Below are 17,298 nucleotides of genomic sequence, written 5' to 3' on the forward strand. Positions count from 1 at the left end.
CGCGTGCTCGTCGAAGGCCAGCGGCGTGCCTCGCTCAAGACCCTGACCAGCGACGGCGGCCATCTCGTCGCCGAGGCCGAGCCGATCGAAGGCGTCGAGCCGGCCGGCGCCGAAGTGTCGGCGCTGATGCGCTCCGTCGTCGAGCAGGACGTGCGCAAGCGGCTGGAGATGGTGTTCGCCTTCATGGAGGGCGAGCTCGGTGTGCTGCAGGTCGAGAAGAAGATTCGCAGCCGGGTCAAGCGCCAGATGGAGAAGACCCAGCGCGAATATTACCTCAACGAGCAGCTCAAGGCGATCCAGCGCGAGCTCGGCAACGAGGGCGAGGAAGGCGACGGCGACGAGATCGCCGAGCTGACCCAGAAGGTCGCCACGCTCAAGCTGTCGAAGGAAGCGCGGAGCAAGGCGACCGCCGAGTTGAAGAAGCTGAAGACGATGGCGCCGATGTCGGCGGAAGCGACGGTGGTGCGCAACTATCTCGACGTGCTGCTCGGCCTGCCGTGGAACAAGAAGTCGAAGCTCAAGAAGGACATCGCGCAGGCGCAGCTGACCCTCGACGAGGATCATTACGCGCTGGAAAAGGTCAAGGACCGGATCGTAGAATATCTCGCGGTCCAGGCGCGTACCAACAAGCTGAAGGGACCGATCCTGTGCCTCGTCGGCCCCCCGGGCGTCGGCAAGACCAGCTTGGGCAAGTCGATCGCCAAGGCGACGGGGCGCGAGTTCATCCGCCAGTCGCTCGGCGGCGTGCGCGACGAGGCTGAGATTCGCGGCCATCGCCGCACCTATATCGGCTCGCTCCCGGGCAAGATCGTCACCAACCTGAAGAAGGCGGGGGCGAGCAATCCGCTGTTCCTGCTCGATGAGATCGACAAGCTTGGCCAGGATTTCCGCGGCGATCCGGCGTCGGCTTTGCTCGAAGTGCTCGACCCCGAACAGAACAACAAGTTCAACGACCATTATCTCGAAATCGACATCGACCTCAGCGACGTGATGTTCGTGACCACCGCGAACACGCTCAACCTGCCGCAGCCGTTGCTCGACCGCATGGAGATCATCCGGCTTGAGGGGTATACCGAGGACGAGAAGCTCGAGATTGCCGAGCGGCATTTGCTGCAAAAGCAGATCGAGGCGCACGGACTGAAGAACGAAGAGTTCGTCCTGACGCATGAGGGCCTGCGCGCGCTGATCCAGATGTACACGCGCGAGGCGGGTGTCCGCACGCTCGAGCGCGAGATCGCGAAATTGTGCCGCAAGGCGTTGCGCCAGATTCTCGAGGGTAAGGTCACGTCGGTCACGATCACGCCCGACAACCTCCACGAATTCGCCGGCGTGCAGAAGTATCGCCACGGCCTGTCGGAGACCGAGCATCAGATCGGCGCGGTCACCGGGCTCGCCTGGACCGAGGTCGGTGGCGAATTGCTGACGATCGAGAGCGTGACCGTGCCGGGCAAGGGTGGCATCAAATTGACCGGCAAGCTCGGCGACGTGATGAAGGAATCGGCGGAGACCGCGATGAGCTTCATCAAGGCGCGCGCCCCGTCCTATGGCATCAAGCCGAGCCTGTTCGCGCGCAAGGACATCCACGTCCATCTGCCCGAGGGCGCGGTGCCCAAGGACGGGCCGTCGGCCGGCGTCGGGCTGGTGACGTCGATCGTCTCGACGCTGACCGGGGTGCCGATCCGGCGCGAAGTGGCGATGACCGGCGAGGTCACGCTGCGCGGCCGGGTGCTGCCGATCGGCGGCTTGAAGGAAAAACTGCTCGCCGCAATGCGCGGCGGGATCGAGACGGTGCTGATCCCGAAGGAGAATGAGAAGGACCTCGCCGAGATCCCGGCGAACATCCTCAACGCGCTCAAGATCGTGCCCGTAGAGCATGTCGACGAAGTGCTGCGGCTGGCGCTGACCGGTCCGCTTGAAGCGATCGATTGGACCGAAGCGGACGAATTGGCCGCCTATCCCCCGGCGCCGATCCCGCCCGCCGGCGAAATGCACCACTGAACCGCAACCGAAACGGTCCGCCGCAAATTCTCCCGACGGGATTGGATTTGCGGCGGAATCGGTTTGACTCGACACAGGTCAATCGCCTTACTGCGCGACTTGCCGTCAACGGCGAGTCTCTTAACGACAGCAAACTCAAAACGGGGGTTTCGAGTCCGATGAACAAGCAAGAGCTGATCGCTTCGGTGGCCGACACGGCGGGCCTCAGCAAAGGCGACGCCTCAAAGGCGGTCGAGGCGGTGTTCGACGTGATCAGCGGCGCGCTCAAGAAGGGCGACGAGGTCCGTCTGGTCGGGTTCGGCACCTTCTCGGTGTCGAAGCGCAAGGCATCGACCGGCCGCAACCCGCGCACCGGTGAGCCGATGACGATCAAGGCATCGACTCAACCCAAGTTCAAGGCCGGCAAGGGCCTGAAGGACTCGGTCAACTAATCGGTCTGGACACCTGCGGCGCGCTCGCTTAGACGCGCCGCTCCCGACGGGATCGGGGCGCGTAGCTCAGCGGTAGAGCACACCCTTCACACGGGTGGGGTCACAGGTTCAATCCCTGTCGCGCCCACCATCGCGCAGCGAGCGAGACGGGATTAGCAACGCTAATCCGCACGCTCGCCAGCGCGGCCGGGCTCGGCAAAGCCGAGCTTCGACGACGCGGCTTTGCCGCGGCGCCCAGGACTTTCGCTCGTAGGCACACACGAAAAAGGCGGCCCCGAAAGGCCGCCTTTAGTTTTTCCCGGGGAGGGGAGTTAAAATTTCAGTGCCGCTTCAATTCCAAAAGTCCGCGGCGCGTTGAAGTTACCATAGTCGCCGATCACGTTGGCGATGCTGCCCGACGTGACGTTGGTGGTCGGCGTGCCCGGCAGGCTGTTCGACGGGTCGCGGCGGAACACATATTGTTCGTCGAACAGGTTGCGGCCCCACAGCGAGAAGGTGATCTTCTGCCCGCTGCCGCTCAGCTTGATATCGGCGAGCGACAGCCGCCCGTTGACGATGAACGACGAGTCGGCCTTGAGCGCGAACTGGTCGAACGCCTGGGTCGATTGCGCATAATTGGCGTCGAGGTGGAAGCGTACCCGCGTATCGCCACCGCCGACCGGCACTTCGTAGTCGATCGACCCGCTGGCCGCATTTCGGGGCGTGAAGACGATATAGAAGTTCTGGAAGGCGGTGGTGGATGTCGTCACGCCGCCGACGGTGACGCTGTTGACGATCGCGACCGGGGGGATTTTGGTGTAGGTATAGGCGTACGATGCGGTGAGCGTCAGGCCAGTGACCGGGCGCACGGTCAGGTCCGCCTCGATCCCGCGGATCTTGGTATTGCCGGGCGCGTTGATCGTACGCAAGACGTTGACGTTGCTGCCCGCCGCGGTCTGGATCGAGCTGATGTCGACCTGGCTATCCTTGCGATCCATGATGTAGCCGGCGAGGTTAAGGCGGACACGACGGTCGAGGAATTCGGCCTTCATCCCGACTTCATATGCCTTCACGTCTTCGGGGTTGAACGCCTGGTAGTTGGCGGTACGCGAGCTCGCGCCGCCGGCGCGATAACCGGACGAATATTTGGCGTAGAAATGGACATCGTCGCTGGCGTCGACTGCCAGCGTGACCATCGGGTTGAAGCGGCTCCACGTCTTGTTGAGCGGCGCGTAGCCGTTGGCGGCGACGATCGCGGCGTTCGCCGGATTGTCATAATTCACGTTGCGGAAGAGGTGCAGCACGCCTTCCTTCTTGTCGTGGGTGTAGCGCCCACCGGCGGTGATATGGAGGAAGTCGGTCGCATCCCAGGTCAGCTGGCCATACACCGCATAGCTGCGCGAACGGACCTCCGACGCGCGGTCGATCGAGCGGCAACCGACCTGCGACCCGAACCCGCCCGAACCGGTGCAGGGATCGAGGATTACGTAATTGTAACCCGAGACCGTCGGCACGCCGCCGACCAGGGTCGTGTTGGCAACGATGCCGTTCGAGTTCGGCGTCGCCGCATCGTCGCTGACGTGCTCGAAGAAGTAATAGAACCCGGCCACGTAGCTGACGCTGCTGATCTTGCCGACCGCCTGGAATTCCTGGCTGAACTGACGCTGGCGCAGATCGGCGAGGCTATAGCGGCTGAAACCGCAAGGCGCCGCGACGGTGCAGGTGGTCGGGTTGGTCGCCCCGATTGCCGGCAGCGTGACGACCGGTACGCGGTGCGCGCCGCCCGAATTATCCCATTGCGTCGCGTTCACCCCGCGCCACGCGGTGATCGAGCGGAATTCGAATTCGGGCCCCAGATTCCATTTGAAGGTGTTGGTGAAGCCGTAGGACTTGTCGATACTCGGTTGCTGGGGGACGCCGATGTCGGCGGTGCCCATGCGGGTCGTGCCAGCGACCACGACGCCGGGCAGCAGCGGCTTCACGGCGCCGGTCAGCGTCGTGTACGCCGTTCCCGGCAAGGTACAGGCGGGTTGCGAAGCCTGCGTACCCGCGGCGCAATTGTTGGGGTTGAAGTTGAGCAACTGGCTGTAGAACGGCGTGTTGGCGTCATAGGCGTTGTCGTACGAGAAATCGTCGGTGATCCCCTCGGCCGGCTTCCAGCGTACCGCGACGCGGCCGCCGCGACGGTCGTAATAGTTCCAGCCGGTTTGGCCCGCGAGCGGGTTCTTCGTGGTCGCGCCCTGATACTGCAACACGCCATCGAGTTTGACGCTGAAGCCCATGAAGGCCGGCAGGTCGATATGCGCGTCGGCGTTATAGCCGCCGAAATTGCTGATCCCGCCGCTCACGCGCCCGCCGAATTCGCCGCTCGGTGCCTTGGTGACGATGCTCAGCGCGCCGCCCTCGGTATTGCGGCCGAACAGCGTGCCCTGCGGGCCCTTGAGCACTTCGATCCGCTCGACGTCGAACAAAGCGGCGTTGAGGCCGTGCTGGCGACCGAGATACACGCCGTCGATATAGATGCCGACGCCCTGTTCGCGCGCCGGCTGGTTCGCGTCGAGCGGGACGATCCCGCGAATACCTATCGTCAGCGCGGACTGGCGCGCTTCGAACGTTGCGATGCGCAAGCTCGGCACCGCGCCGTCGGCGAGATCGTACAGGCTCTGGACGTGGCGGTCGGTCAGTGCCTTGGTATCGAGAACCGCCATCGCGATCGGCGTCTTTTGCAAGTTGGTCGAAACCTTGGTCGCGGTCACGATGATGTCGGTGAGGCCTTCGCCCGCATCGGCCGGCGTCGGCGCGGGCGTGGTCTGGTCCTGCGGCGTGGCCGGCGCGGGCGCAGCAGCGGTTTGGGCGAGCGCGGGCGTGGCGGTCATCGCCAGCAGGGCGCTGCCGAGCAACAGGTGCGCGCGATGGCGTGAAGAAGAGAGCATGTTTTCCGGTCCCCAGCAGGGCGTGCTGTTGCGTCGCCCGTCGATCGAAGTGCCGACGATCAATCCGCGAATCGGTATCCCCCGCGGCTTCGTCCGGGCTGCTCTAGGAACCGCGCGCGACTCTTCGGGGTCAGTCGCGTGACTCTTGCGTAACGGTTGGATGAAGGTTTGGAGACTCTTGTGACGGTTCGGTGACGACCGAGTGCGATGTTACGCTTCGTCGAACCCCCAGGGCCGCTCGCGAAACCATTTGGTTATCACGTACTTGACCCCTGCGCGCACCTTCATCCCCTGGTGAATCGTGCTCGGATTGGGTGAGCCGTCGGCGCGCAGGTTGTCCCAGCACAGCAATTTGCCGGTTTCGGGATGCACCAACTTGTCGATCGCCTTGAAGCGAGTCGCGCCGCCCGCATCGGGCTCGTTAAGGTAGAGCATTACCGTCCATGTCCGGTTGCCCGCGATCGAGCAGAATTTGTGAAAGTCGAGACCGCTGGGCTCGAAATAATCGGTATGGCCCTTGAATTCCTGGCCGACCGCGTAGCGCTGCCCCTGGATCGGTTCGCCATGCGCCGGGTCCAGCCCGATGAAATCGATGATCCGCCGTTCGAGTTCGGCGACCGCTGGATCGGCGCTATTCAGGTCGCACGTCTCGCTCGTCCGAAACGCCGCATCGCCATTATAGTCCGATACGGTCGAGGGGCGCCGGGTGACGTCGATCTGCGCGATCAGTTCCGTGCACAGTTCCGGGGCAATGAACCCACGTTTCTGGAACAGAGTTAGCTTGGGACTGGGCGTCCGCTGGACGCCAAGGTGCGACAGGATATGCGCGACGACGGGCTCCGACGGATGGCCCGAGCCGAAGCCGGTCGTCGAAACGGAGGAAGCGGGCGCGATCATCGTTATTACCCTGCCAAATAAATTTGGTAGTCGCCACATCCGCCTGAGCCGCTAAACCATGACGCATGCGCCTTAGTCCCAGCCCACGCCTGCGCGCTGTCCTGCGCCGGATTCCAGCGGTGAACCTGTATTCGCTTGGCGAGTTGCTGCTGCTCGCGGTGCTGGCGATCCAGTGCGCGCGGTTGTTCTGGGCATTGGTCACGCCTGTCGGGCCCCTCGGCGACTGGCGCGTGGCGCAGCCGGGGATGGGCGGATCGCCGATCGCAATCTTGCGCGGGTTCGACCCGTTCTTTCGCGTTAGCGGGGCGACGAGCGCCAGTTCGACCGTCACCTCGCTGCAATTGACGTTGTTCGGCACGCGGATCGACGCGGCGACCGGCCTCAATTCGGCGATCATTGCCGGACCCGACGGCATCCAGAACAGCGTCGCTGTCGGCCAGGAGATTGCGCCGGGCGTCAGGCTGAAGGCGGTGGCGTTCGACCATGTCACGATCGATCGGGTGGGCAAGGCCGAGGAATTGTATATCGACCAATCGGGCGCCGTGCCGGTTGGTACGACGAGTGCGCCCGGCGCACCGGGCATTTCCACCGATATCGGCTCCGGCGTGAATGCATCGCAGGTCAAATCCGACGTGTCGTTTATCCCGCGCATCGACGGCGGCCGCACAACAGGACTGGTGGTTCGCGCGCAGGGGAGCGGGGCGGCATTCCGCACGATCGGGTTCAAGGATGGCGACGTCGTCACCGCCGCGGGCGGCCGCGCCATTACCGGTGCGGCTGATCTCGATCGCGTTATTTCCGGCCTGACTCCGGGCAGCAATCTTTCGATCACCGTGGAGCGCGGCGCGCAGACGCTGCCGCTCTCCGTTACGATTAGAGGCCAATGAGAAAACTGACCCTTGCCGCTGCGCTCATTGCGCTGACGATCGCCGATCCGCTCATCGCGCAAACGACCGTCAACGTGCGCGACGCCGATATCCGCGCGTTCATCGCCGATGCCGCGCGCGTCACCGGCCGCACCTTCATCATCGACAGCCGAGTGCAGGGCAAGGTGACAGTGGTCAGCGAACGGCCGCTCAGCCGATCCGAATATTTCGAGATGTTCCTGTCAACGTTGCGCGCCAATGGGCTGGTCGCGGTGCCAACCAGCAATGGCGCATTCCGCATCCAACCGATCGAGGGCGCCGCAGCGCAGCCGAGCCGGATCGGGTCGGCCGGCGCCAACCGCAATCAGTTCGTCACCGAGATCATCCGGTTGCGCTCGATCGACGCAACCCAGGCGCTCGACAGCGTACGCAGTCTCGTCAGTCCACAAGGCTCGGTCACTGCCAACCGTGGCAGCAACGCGATCGTCGTGGTCGATTTCGCCGACAATGTGCGGCGCGTGCGCGAAGTGCTGCGCCGGCTCGACACCGATGGCGCCGCGACGAGCGTGGTCGCGTTGCAGAACGCCAACGCCAAGGAGATCGCGACCGCGCTGACCGCGTTGATTGGCGGCGGTGCGGCGGGCGGTGTCGGTTCGGGTACGTCGAACGCGAGCGTTGTGGCGATCGAAAGCTCCAACGCGGTGGCGATTCGCGGGGATGCGGCAACCGTATCGCGCTTGGCGGCGCTGGCGCTGGATCTCGATCGCAAAGCCCGGAGCGGGCAGGAAATCCGCGTCGTCTTCCTCGAAAACGCCGATGCCGCGCAATTGCTGCCGGTGCTCCAGCAACTCGTCGGGCAAGCCGTGACGCAGCCACCCGAGACGCAGGGACTAAGTGCGGCGAGCACTATCGGCGGCAGTTCGTCGGGCAACGGCGGTACCACGACGACCACCACTGCGCCGCTCGCCGCCGTGCCGGTGACGACGACGACCACGACCGGGGGCACGGCCGCGATTACAGGGGTGGGCGGGCGCACCGCCGCAGTCATCACGCGCTTCGCCGGCGCCAACGCGATCGTCATCGCCGCGCCCGCCGAGGTGCAGCGCCAGCTCGCCGACGTGATCGCCAAGCTCGATACGCGGCGCGAACAGGTGCTGGTCGAAGCGATCGTCGCCGAAGTGTCCGACACGACCGCATCGAAGCTCGGCGTCCAGTTCCTGCTCGCCGGCCTACCGGGCAGCGGCATCCCGAGCTTCGCTTCGACCTTCAGCAACTCCGCCCCGAATTTGCTGACGATCGCCGGCGCGATCGGCGCGCGGTCGCTGGCGACGACGACGACCACGGTCAACGGCACGACCACCGTCACCAGCACCAATAACGGCGTCAGCGATAGCCTGGCGCAGTCGGCGATCAGCTCGATCCTGGGCGCGAGCGGCGGGTTCGGTGGCGGCGCGTTCAATATCGGCAAGGACGCGATCTTCGGGTCGATTATCAACGCGGTGAAGAGCGATACAACGTCGAACCTGCTGCAGGCGCCGTCGGTCGTGGTGATCGATAATACAGAAGCGCGCATCCTGGTAGGGCAGGAAGTGCCGGTGACCACCGGCCAGGCGCTGTCGAGCAATTTCGACAATGCCTTCCGCACCACCCAGCGCGAGAATGTCGGCATCCAGTTGCAGGTGCGCCCGCAAGTCAATTCGAGCGGTGCGATCAAGCTCTATCTGCGCCAGCAGGTGAGCTCGATCGCCGGGCCGGTCAGCGGCGACAATTCGGACCTGATCCTGAACAAACGCGAGGTCGAAACCGTACTCACCGTCGATGACGGCCAGATCGCGGTGATCGGTGGCCTGTTGAGCGACGACGAGCGTCGGACGATTGAGAAGATTCCGCTGCTCGGCGACATTCCGGTGCTGGGCAATCTGTTCAAATCGAAGGGCAAGTCGCGGACCAAGACCAACCTGATGGTGTTCATCCGCCCGACCATCCTGCGCACGCCGGAGGACACGCGCAAGCTGACCGAGCAGCGCTACGGCTATCTGCGGCTGCAGCAATCCGGGCAGCGGCCCGACCAGGAACCGTCGATCGACCAGTTGGTCCGAGACTATATGGGTGCGGCGCCGCCGATCCCGTCTTCGCCGATCCCCGGCAATATCGACGACCCGCGCATCGCCGTGCCGACCACGGGCACACCGGCACCGCGGCGGAAGCGCAAGTGACGGTTATCCGCACCGGTGACATGATCGCGGCGGCGGAAGAGGAGCTCCCGCCGGCCGCGGCGTTCGTCGCCGTGCCGTATCTGTTCGCGCGGCGGTTCGGCGTGGTGCTCGATATGAGCGACGGCGCGCCGTCGGTCAGCCTGCGCGAAGGCGCGGACCCGAAGGTTTTGCTCGAAATCCGCCGCGCGTTAGGCGTGCCGTTTTCGGTCGAGACGATCGCACCGGAAGCGTTCGACCGCCTGCTCGGCGATCGTTACGCGATGGACGGCCAGGCGACCGCGCTGGCGGCGGGAACGTTGGGGATCGGCGAGCTCGACATGCTGGCGAGCGACTTGCCGACCGCCGACGACCTGCTCGACACCGCCGACGACGCGCCCGCGATCCGGCTGATCAACGGCATCATCGCCGACGCCGCGCGCAACGGCGTGTCGGACATCCATATCGAGCCGTACGAAACCGGGCTGGTCGTGCGCATGCGGATCGACGGCGTGCTGCGCGAGACGCTGCGCATGCCGCCCCATGTCGCGCCGGTGGTGGTCAGTCGGATCAAGGTGATGGCGCGGCTCGACATCGCCGAGCGGCGCATTCCGCAGGACGGGCGGATCGGGCTGACGCTCGGGGGAAAATTGCTCGACGTGCGCGTTTCGACGCTGCCGAGCCGCGCGGGCGAGCGCGTGGTGCTGCGCATCCTCGACAAGGACAATGCCGGGATCGATCTCGACGTGCTCGGCATGACGCCGGGCACCAACAAGCTGCTCAAGCAGGCGCTGACCGAACCCAACGGCATCATCCTGGTCACCGGCCCGACCGGGTCGGGCAAGACGACGACGCTCTATGGCGCGCTGCGGCTGCTCAACGACGGCACGCGCAACATCCTGACGATCGAGGACCCGGTCGAATATGCCATCGAGGGCGTCAGTCAGACGCAGGTCAATCCCAAGGTCGGTCTGACCTTCGCCGCTGGCCTGCGCGCGATCCTGCGGCAGGATCCCGAAGTCGTGATGGTCGGCGAAATCCGCGACCGCGAGACCGCCGAGATCGCGGTGCAGGCGTCGCTGACCGGGCATCTCGTGCTATCGACGGTCCACACCAACGACGCGGTCGGCGCGATCACGCGGATGCGCGACATGAAGGTCGAGCCGTTCCTGCTCGCCTCGACGCTGCGCGCGGTGATCGCGCAGCGGCTGGTGCGAAGATTGTGCGAGCGTTGCCGGCGCCCCGAAAAGACCGAACGCTCGGTCGCGGCGCTGCTGGGGGTCGAGCCGGGCACGACGATCTACGAGCCGGTCGGGTGCGAGCAGTGTGCGCAAACCGGGTTCAAGGGCCGGATCGGCGTGTTCGAGGCGGTACGGGTCGACGAAACGATCCGACGGCTGATCAACGAAGGCGGCGACGAGACCGCGATCGCGAAGCATGCATTCGCCAAATCGCCGAACCTCGCGGCGGCGGCGCGTCAGCTCGTTACCGGCGGGCTGACCACGCCCGAGGAGGCTGTCCGCGTGTCGCGCAACGACATGGCCGAAATGCCCGACGATGGCTGATTTCGACTATATCGCGATCGACACTGGCGGGCGCGAGAAGAAGGGGCACATCGCCGCGCCCTCGATCGACGACGCGCGGATCGCGCTCGACCGGCGGCGGATGTACGTCGTGCGGATCGAGGAGGGATCGGGCGCGCCGCCCAAGTCGCGCGGGCTGTTTAATCTGGAGATTGGCGGTGCCAAGCGGATGAACGGGCAGGCGCTGACGCTGTTCACGCGCCAACTCGCCACGCTCAACCGAGTCGCGCCGCTCGAGGAATCGTTGCGCACGATCACTCGCCAGATCGAGCAGGACTCGGTGCGCGCAGTGGTCGAGAACGTCCATGCGGGGGTGGTCGAGGGTCGCCGCCTGTCCGACGCGATGGCGCGCGAGCCGAAGAGCTTCCCCCCGCTCTACCGCGCAATGGTCGCGGCGGGTGAAGGGTCCGGGACGCTGCCGACGATCCTTGACCGGCTCGCCATCTTGCTCGAACGCCAGGCGGAGATTCGCGGCAAGGTGATCACCGCGCTCGCCTATCCCAGCGTGCTGGCAATCGTCGCGGTGCTCGTGGTGACCGCGCTGATGATCTTCGTTGTGCCGCAAGTGGTCGAGCAGTTCGACAATGTCGGGCAGAAACTGCCGTTCCTGACTCGCGCGGTGATGGGCGTGTCGTGGGTGATGGCGCATTATTGGTGGCTGGCGCTCATCGTGCTGGCGGGCGCGGGGCTGGCGTTCTGGCGCGGGATGAAAAACCCCGCGTTCAAGCTGCGCTTCGACAGCTGGATGTTGCGGCTGCCGTTCCTCGGGCGGCTGATCCGCGATCTCCACGCCGCACGGATGGCGCGGACGCTGGGGACGATGGTCGCGAGCCGCTTGCCATTGCTCGATGGCCTCACGCTGACCGCGAGTACGATCAACAACCTCCGCCTGCGGGCGGCGACCGACGAGATCGTCGACGCGATCCGCGGTGGCGGGAGCCTGTCGACCGCGATGCGGCGCTCGGCGGTTTTCCCGCCCTTGCTCACCTATATGGCCGCATCGGGCGAGGCGGCGGGGCGGCTCGACGAAATGCTGGAGCGCGCCGCCGATTATCTCGAGCGCGAGTTCGATCGCTTCACTGCGACCGCGCTGTCGCTGCTCGAACCGATCATCATCGTGCTGATGGGCGGGATCGTCGCGACGATCGTTCTCTCGATCCTGCTGCCGATCCTGCAGCTCGAAACCCTGGCCGGACAATGAGGTGCTTATGCGTATCCTGAACCCCGACCGACGCAGCGATGACGAGCAAGGCTTCACACTCGTCGAGCTGATGGTCGTGATCGTCATCCTCGGTCTGCTCGCGGCGATCGTCGTGATCAACGTCGTGCCGTTTGGCGACAAGGCACGCGTGGTGAAGGCCAAATCCGACATCGCGACGATCGAGAGCGCGATCAACGCGTATCAATTGTCGATGGGCAGCTTTCCCTCGACCTCGGACGGTCTCAACGCGCTGGTCACGCCGCCCGCGGGGCTGAGCGATCCGTCGCAATATCAAAAGGGCGGCTACATCAAGAAGCTGGAGAAGGACCCCTGGGGACATCCCTATCTCTACGCCTCGCCTGGACAGCACGGTGCGTTCGACGTCTGGAGCCTGGGCGCCGACGGCAAGGAAGGCGGGCAGGGCACCGACGCCGATATCGGCAGTTGGCAGTAGCGTTTCATGCGCGAGCGCGGGTTCACCCTTATAGAATTGATGATCGTCATCACGATCGTTGCGCTGGCGTCCGCCGTGGTGGTGATGATCATCCCCGATCCGCGCGGGCGAATCCGCGACGATGCCGAGCGGTTCGCGTCGCGGGCTCGGGCGGCGCATGACGCAGCGATCGTTAGCGCGCGGCCGGTTAGCGTGTGGGTGACGGCGGGTGGCTATGGCTTCGATCAGCGCGTCGGGGGACGCTGGCAGGCAATGGGCGACAAGCCGCTACGCGTCGCGGAATGGGGGAGGGGCATCCAGGCGGTGCCCGCTGGGGCAGGCGGGCGCGACCGCGTCGTGTTCGATCCGACCGGAATGGCCGACCAGCCGATGACGGTCGAATTGCGTCGCGACGGCCAGTCGATGCGCGTGTCGGTCGGCATAAACGGGGCGGTGCGCGTCGGTGGTTGAGCGGACTCAAGGGGGATTTACCCTTATCGAAATGATGGTCGCGCTCGCCGTGTTCAGCCTCGCCGCGCTCGCGCTGATCCGGTTGGAGGGCGCGAGCTTTCGCGGCGCGGCGACGGTCGATCGGTCGTTGCTGGCCGGTATCGTCGCGCGCAACGTCGCGGTCGATGCGCTGACCTCCGCCAAGCCGCCGGTGCTTGGGACGGCGCAAGGTCAGGAGGCCAACGGAGGCCGCGCATGGCGCTGGACTCGTTTGGTGTCGCCGGTCGGCGACGGCAACCGCGTGCTGCGGATCGACATCGCCGTTACCGATGCCGGCGGCACCGCGGGCAAGCTGACGGTGCTCCGCGACAACCCGCCGCCGCTCGCGCCGATACCCACGCCAACGCCGAGTCCTACACCATGACTCGCCGCAACGGCTTCACGCTGATCGAAATGATGATCGCGCTGCTGATCTTTGCGCTGCTCGCCGCGGCCGGTGTATCGCTGTTGTCGTTCGGCGTGCGCGCGCAGGCCGTCGCCGGAAAGAAGCTCGACGATATCGCCGCGCTCTATCGGCTCGATGGGGTGCTGGTCGCCGACTTCGCGCAGGCTGTGCCGCGGCAGGCGCGCGACGAGGGCGGGGCACTTCGCCCCGCGTTCGAGGGCGAGAATGGCCAGACATTACTCAGACTGGTTCGCAGCGGATGGGACAATGTCGATGGCGCGCCGCGCCCCAGCGTTCAGAAGGTCGCGTATGTGCTGAGCGAGGACGGCGCGATCCAGCGCGTCGCTTATCCCATGCTCGACGGCACCACGCCGCTGCCATCCGCCGTAATGCTAACCAACGTCGCTGCGGTATCGTTGCGCTATCGCCTCGCCGGTGCCTGGGCCGACAAGTGGCAAGCCCGAGCTGAAGCACCGCTGCCCGACGCGGTGGAAATGACGATCACGCGCACCGACGGCACGGTCTTTCGCGAACTGTTCCTGGTCGGTACGGGCAATGCCATGGCGGCAGGGGCGACCAATGCGGGATGACCGCCCCAACGAGCGCGGCGCGGCGTTGCTGACCGTACTGTTGCTGGTTGCGATCGTCGGCGCGATGGCGGCGGCGACGATGGAAAAGCTCAACCTGTCGACCCGTCAGGCGTCCAACGCGAAGGCGATGGAGCAGGCGCGCGGCTGGTCGCAGGCGGCGTCGATCATGGCGCTCGTGCGGATCGAGGCGGTAATGGGCCAGGACCGGTCGCGCGTGTCGCTGGCGGGCGGGTGGAGCGACCGGCCTTTCCCGCTACCTGTCCCAGATGGTGTCGCGACCGCCCGTGTCCATGACGGCGGCAATTGCTTCAACCTCAACAGCCTGATCGTGCAGACCGGTCCTGGCACCTATGCCGCGCGCACCGCCGGCATTCTCCAATTTGCCCGGCTGATGCGGCTGATCGGCGTGCCCGGCGGCGAATCGATCGCGGCGGCGAGTGCGGACTGGATCGACAGCGACAGCGCGGCAATTCCTGGTGGCGCGGAGGATGCGGCGTATAGTGGCTTGCAGCCCGCCTATCGCACTGCCAACACGCTGATGGCCGACCCCAGCGAATTGCGCGCGGTAGTCGGCGTAACCCCGCAAATCTACGACAAGCTCCGCCCGTACGTTTGCGCGCTGCCGACCGCGCAGCCGGCGCGGATCAACGTCAACACCATCGAACCCGAACGTGGCGCGCTAATCGCGGCGATGGCGCCCGATACGGTCAGCGTCGAACAAGTGCGCCAGACGTTGCTGACACGTCCCGCACTCGGCTGGTCATCGACCAGCGATTTCTGGTCGAAGGGTGCGCTTGCCGGTGCCGCGCCGGGCGATGCGCTGGCCGCGACCGCCGTTACCACGCAATGGTTCGCGTTGGTGACCGACGTCACGATCGGCCGCGTGTCGCTGCGCCAGACTGGGCTGATCGATGCATCGCAGGCCCATCCGCGACTGGTTTCGCGGCAATGGGGCGAGGGCGGATGAGCGACCTGCTTGCCCTCTTCCTGCCCACGCTGCCCGATCGGCCGTGGCGTTGGTTGGCGGTCCGCGATGGCGCCATCGTTACGCGCGCCGAGGGGTTGCCCGACGGTGATCGGCCGTCTGACACAATGATTGTCGCTATCGCGCCGGCCGAGGCCGTGGCGCTCCATTACGCCGATCTGCCCGACCGCTCGCTCGCGCAGGCGAGTGCTGCGGCGCGGCTGCTCGTCGCCGAGGCCAGCGTCACCCCGCTCGGCGACCTGCATATCGCGGTTGGGCAAGATGCGGGCTTGGTCGAGCGCCCGATTGGCGTCGTCGCGGCGGCGCAGATGGTCGAATGGCTGGCGACACTGCATGCCGCCGGGTTCGAGCCCGCGTCGATCGTCCCCGCGCCGATGCTGCTGCCACGGCCAAGCGAAGGCTATGTCATTGGTGATCTGGGCGACGGCCGGGTCGTACGCGGCGTGTCGAGCGGGTTCGCCGACGAAGACGGGCTGACCGCGCTGATCGTCGGCGATGCGCCGGTGGAGGCGCTCGACAGCGAGGCGCTCGAATTGGCGGTGGTCGAGGCACTCGCCGATCCGCCGCTCGACCTGCGGCAGGGCGCATTCGCCCTCCGCAAGCGCGCGGCGATCGACTGGTTGCTGGTGCGCCGGCTCGCCTGGCTGATCGTTGCGATCATGAGCATCACGCTGCTGATCACGCTCGTTAAGATCGTCCAGTACAATCTGTCCGCCGATGCGCTGGAGGCCAAGGCCGATGCGCTGGCACGGCAAGGGCTGGCACGGGGCGAGACGGTCAACGATGCGGGCCAGCAACTCAACGACCGGCTCGCGCGATTGCGTGGGGGCGGCGCAGGGTTCAGCCTGACCGCGGCGAGCGTGTCGGCGGCGGTGGCGGCTGTGCCGGGGGCGGAGATCACCGGGCTGTCGTTCGATCCCGCCGGCAGGCTGCGGGTCAATCTGGCGGCAGCGAGCCAGGGCCAGATCGTCGATGTCCAAACCCGCCTCGCCGCGGCGGGGTTCAGCGCCGAACCGAGCACGTTTACCGGCGCCGCTGGGCGGTTGACGGGCGTGCTGACGGTGAATCCAAGATGATCGCACGGTTTAAAACCTGGTTCGACGGCCGCAGCCAGCGCGAGAAGTGGATGATCCTCTTCATGCTCGCGCTGCTCGGCGTGACGATCGTGTGGATCGTCGTCCTGCCGATCGACGAGGCTTTATCGTCGGCGCGGCGGCGCAACGCCGACGCCGCGATCCGGCTGGCGCAGACGCGCGGGCAGGTCGATGCAGTCCGGGCACTGCGCCGGGCGCGGCCTGAGCTGCTGGCGGGACCAATCGATGTGATCGTCCGGCAATCGGCGTCGAGCGCCGGGTTCGCGCTCGATTCGGTTGCGGCGGATGGCAACAAATTGCGTGTCCACCTTGCTGCGGCACGCGGCGGGGCGTTGCTGGGGTGGCTCGGCGATCTCGAGGGCCAAGGCGTGCTGGTCGATCAGCTCAATGTCACCGATGCCGGCAACCACAATGTCGCCGCCGACATCACATTCAGGATGATGGCGCCATGATCGGGCTCAAGACGCGCCCGCTGGCGCTGTTCGGCGCGATGCTGACGGTGGCGCTGATCGCCTTGTTTCCGCTGCGGCTGGCGCTGGGCGCGTTCGGGCTCGCCGACGAAGGGCTGAGCGCGCGCGAGGTGACGGGGCCGGTATGGTGGGGCGGGTTGGGCGAAGCGCGATACGGCAACGTCGCACTGGGCGACCTGAGCGCCGGGTTGTCGCCGATCCGGCTCTTCGTCGGCCGCGCCCGGATCGACGTGGTGGGACAGGGCGGCACGCCTAATGAGAGCCTGCACGGTGCGCTGAGCTTCAGCCGCAACACCGCCGGTATGGACGACGTGACCGCGACCGTGCCCGCCGGCGACGCCTTCGCGCCGGTCCCGATTACGTCGATCGCGTTCGACGACGTCAGCGTCCACTTTCAGGATGGCCGCTGCGAGAACGCGGAGGGCAAGGTCACGGCGACGATTGCCGCGACGATGCCCCAGCTCAACTTGCCGCCGACACTGTCCGGCAACGTCCGGTGCGACGGCGGGGCATTGCTCGTCCCGCTTGCCAGCCAGGCGCAGACCGAATCGATCGCTGTGACGATCCAAGCCGACGGCAAGTATCGCGCGGTGCTGTCGGTGCGGCCGTCGGACGCCAGTGTCGGCGGCGCGCTGACGGCCGCCGGCTTCAGGCAGGTTGGGGCGGGATACCAGCTGACGGTCGCCGGAAACTTCTGACGCCATTTTGTCGCGGTACCGGCCCGCTCCCCCGCCCGGCCGCCCAATCAGGA

16 protein-coding genes and 1 tRNA gene are annotated in these 17,298 nt (G+C 66.1%); 15 read left to right on the forward strand and 2 right to left on the reverse strand.

Annotated elements, in window-relative coordinates; translation table 11 throughout:
- The 3 genes from lon to JWM94_RS10980 form a co-directional block, all read left to right on the forward strand.
- Positions 1-1,998, forward strand: a 1,998-nt coding sequence (gene lon, locus JWM94_RS10970; RefSeq protein WP_299426472.1) for an endopeptidase La, incomplete at its 5' end; no start/stop codon positions are given.
- A gap of 158 nt (positions 1,999-2,156) precedes the next feature.
- Positions 2,157-2,429 (forward strand): HU family DNA-binding protein, encoded by a 273-nt coding sequence (locus JWM94_RS10975; RefSeq protein ID WP_299426475.1) that lies wholly within the window; start codon positions 2,157-2,159, stop codon positions 2,427-2,429.
- Positions 2,430-2,484: 55 nt separating this feature from the next.
- A tRNA-Val gene (locus JWM94_RS10980) sits at positions 2,485-2,559 on the forward strand.
- 181 nt (positions 2,560-2,740) lie between these two features.
- Here JWM94_RS10980 and JWM94_RS10985 read toward each other — a convergent pair.
- Both JWM94_RS10985 and JWM94_RS10990 read right to left on the reverse strand, forming a co-directional pair.
- Positions 2,741-5,341: a TonB-dependent receptor gene (locus JWM94_RS10985; RefSeq protein WP_299426478.1), complete on the reverse strand. Its 2,601-nt coding sequence runs from the start codon at positions 5,339-5,341 to the stop codon at positions 2,741-2,743.
- 210 nt (positions 5,342-5,551) lie between these two features.
- Positions 5,552-6,238 (reverse strand): 2OG-Fe(II) oxygenase, encoded by a 687-nt coding sequence (locus JWM94_RS10990; RefSeq protein ID WP_299426481.1) that lies wholly within the window; start codon positions 6,236-6,238, stop codon positions 5,552-5,554.
- 119 nt (positions 6,239-6,357) lie between these two features.
- Here JWM94_RS10990 and JWM94_RS10995 point away from each other — a divergent pair, with 119 nt between their 5' ends.
- Genes JWM94_RS10995 through gspN form a run of 12 tightly spaced genes read left to right on the forward strand, consistent with a single transcriptional unit; the run spans position 6,358 to position 17,245 of the window.
- Positions 6,358-7,125, forward strand: a complete 768-nt coding sequence (locus JWM94_RS10995) for a type II secretion system protein N (RefSeq protein WP_367185886.1) — start codon at positions 6,358-6,360, stop codon at positions 7,123-7,125.
- Positions 7,122-9,320: a type II secretion system secretin GspD gene (gene gspD, locus JWM94_RS11000; protein ID WP_299426487.1), complete on the forward strand. Its 2,199-nt coding sequence runs from the start codon at positions 7,122-7,124 to the stop codon at positions 9,318-9,320. The genes JWM94_RS10995 and gspD overlap by 4 nt, the downstream gene beginning before the upstream one ends.
- Before the next feature lie 20 nt (positions 9,321-9,340).
- Positions 9,341-10,861 carry an ATPase, T2SS/T4P/T4SS family gene (locus JWM94_RS11005; protein ID WP_299426517.1) on the forward strand — a complete coding sequence of 507 codons (1,521 nt, stop codon included), beginning with the start codon at positions 9,341-9,343 and terminating at the stop codon, positions 10,859-10,861.
- The gene (gene gspF, locus JWM94_RS11010; protein ID WP_299426490.1) at positions 10,854-12,080 is read left to right on the forward strand and encodes a type II secretion system inner membrane protein GspF; all 1,227 of its coding nucleotides are present in this window, start codon (positions 10,854-10,856) and stop codon (positions 12,078-12,080) included. Before JWM94_RS11005 ends, gspF begins: the two co-directional genes overlap by 8 nt.
- Before the next feature lie 7 nt (positions 12,081-12,087).
- Entirely contained in the window at positions 12,088-12,534 is a 447-nt protein-coding gene (gene gspG, locus JWM94_RS11015; RefSeq protein ID WP_299426493.1) for a type II secretion system major pseudopilin GspG, read from the forward strand.
- A gap of 6 nt (positions 12,535-12,540) precedes the next feature.
- Complete coding sequence (locus JWM94_RS11020) at positions 12,541-12,984, forward strand: GspH/FimT family pseudopilin (protein ID WP_299426496.1); 444 nt, start codon at positions 12,541-12,543, stop codon at positions 12,982-12,984.
- On the forward strand, positions 12,977-13,387 hold the full coding sequence (gene gspI, locus JWM94_RS11025) for a type II secretion system minor pseudopilin GspI (RefSeq protein ID WP_299426499.1): 411 nt from the start codon (positions 12,977-12,979) through the stop codon (positions 13,385-13,387). The genes JWM94_RS11020 and gspI overlap by 8 nt, the downstream gene beginning before the upstream one ends.
- Entirely contained in the window at positions 13,384-13,998 is a 615-nt protein-coding gene (gene gspJ, locus JWM94_RS11030; RefSeq protein WP_299426502.1) for a type II secretion system minor pseudopilin GspJ, read from the forward strand. Before gspI ends, gspJ begins: the two co-directional genes overlap by 4 nt.
- Positions 13,988-14,965 (forward strand): type II secretion system minor pseudopilin GspK, encoded by a 978-nt coding sequence (gene gspK, locus JWM94_RS11035; RefSeq protein ID WP_299426505.1) that lies wholly within the window; start codon positions 13,988-13,990, stop codon positions 14,963-14,965. Before gspJ ends, gspK begins: the two co-directional genes overlap by 11 nt.
- Complete coding sequence (gene gspL / locus JWM94_RS11040; protein ID WP_299426508.1) at positions 14,962-16,059, forward strand: type II secretion system protein GspL; 1,098 nt, start codon at positions 14,962-14,964, stop codon at positions 16,057-16,059. Before gspK ends, gspL begins: the two co-directional genes overlap by 4 nt.
- The gene (gene gspM, locus JWM94_RS11045) at positions 16,056-16,529 is read left to right on the forward strand and encodes a type II secretion system protein GspM (protein WP_299426511.1); all 474 of its coding nucleotides are present in this window, start codon (positions 16,056-16,058) and stop codon (positions 16,527-16,529) included. The genes gspL and gspM overlap by 4 nt, the downstream gene beginning before the upstream one ends.
- Positions 16,526-17,245: a type II secretion system protein N gene (gene gspN / locus JWM94_RS11050; protein ID WP_299426514.1), complete on the forward strand. Its 720-nt coding sequence runs from the start codon at positions 16,526-16,528 to the stop codon at positions 17,243-17,245. Before gspM ends, gspN begins: the two co-directional genes overlap by 4 nt.
- Positions 17,246-17,298 lie beyond the last annotated feature (53 nt).

Source organism: Sphingomonas bacterium, from assembly GCF_028289855.1.
In the GTDB taxonomy this organism is placed as follows: Bacteria; Pseudomonadota; Alphaproteobacteria; order Sphingomonadales; family Sphingomonadaceae; genus Sphingomonas.

Coding starts and splice junctions, on each gene's coding strand:
- JWM94_RS10975 (WP_299426475.1), top strand. CDS start 2,157: ATGAACAAGCAAGAGCTGATCGCTTCGGTGGCCGACACGGCGGGCCTC.
- JWM94_RS10985 (WP_299426478.1), bottom strand. CDS start 5,341: ATGCTCTCTTCTTCACGCCATCGCGCGCACCTGTTGCTCGGCAGCGCC.
- JWM94_RS10990 (WP_299426481.1), bottom strand. CDS start 6,238: ATGATCGCGCCCGCTTCCTCCGTTTCGACGACCGGCTTCGGCTCGGGC.
- gspD (WP_299426487.1), top strand. CDS start 7,122: ATGAGAAAACTGACCCTTGCCGCTGCGCTCATTGCGCTGACGATCGCC.
- JWM94_RS11005 (WP_299426517.1), top strand. CDS start 9,341: ATGATCGCGGCGGCGGAAGAGGAGCTCCCGCCGGCCGCGGCGTTCGTC.
- gspF (WP_299426490.1), top strand. CDS start 10,854: ATGGCTGATTTCGACTATATCGCGATCGACACTGGCGGGCGCGAGAAG.
- gspG (WP_299426493.1), top strand. CDS start 12,088: ATGCGTATCCTGAACCCCGACCGACGCAGCGATGACGAGCAAGGCTTC.
- JWM94_RS11020 (WP_299426496.1), top strand. CDS start 12,541: ATGCGCGAGCGCGGGTTCACCCTTATAGAATTGATGATCGTCATCACG.
- gspJ (WP_299426502.1), top strand. CDS start 13,384: ATGACTCGCCGCAACGGCTTCACGCTGATCGAAATGATGATCGCGCTG.
- gspK (WP_299426505.1), top strand. CDS start 13,988: ATGCGGGATGACCGCCCCAACGAGCGCGGCGCGGCGTTGCTGACCGTA.
- gspL (WP_299426508.1), top strand. CDS start 14,962: ATGAGCGACCTGCTTGCCCTCTTCCTGCCCACGCTGCCCGATCGGCCG.
- gspM (WP_299426511.1), top strand. CDS start 16,056: ATGATCGCACGGTTTAAAACCTGGTTCGACGGCCGCAGCCAGCGCGAG.
- gspN (WP_299426514.1), top strand. CDS start 16,526: ATGATCGGGCTCAAGACGCGCCCGCTGGCGCTGTTCGGCGCGATGCTG.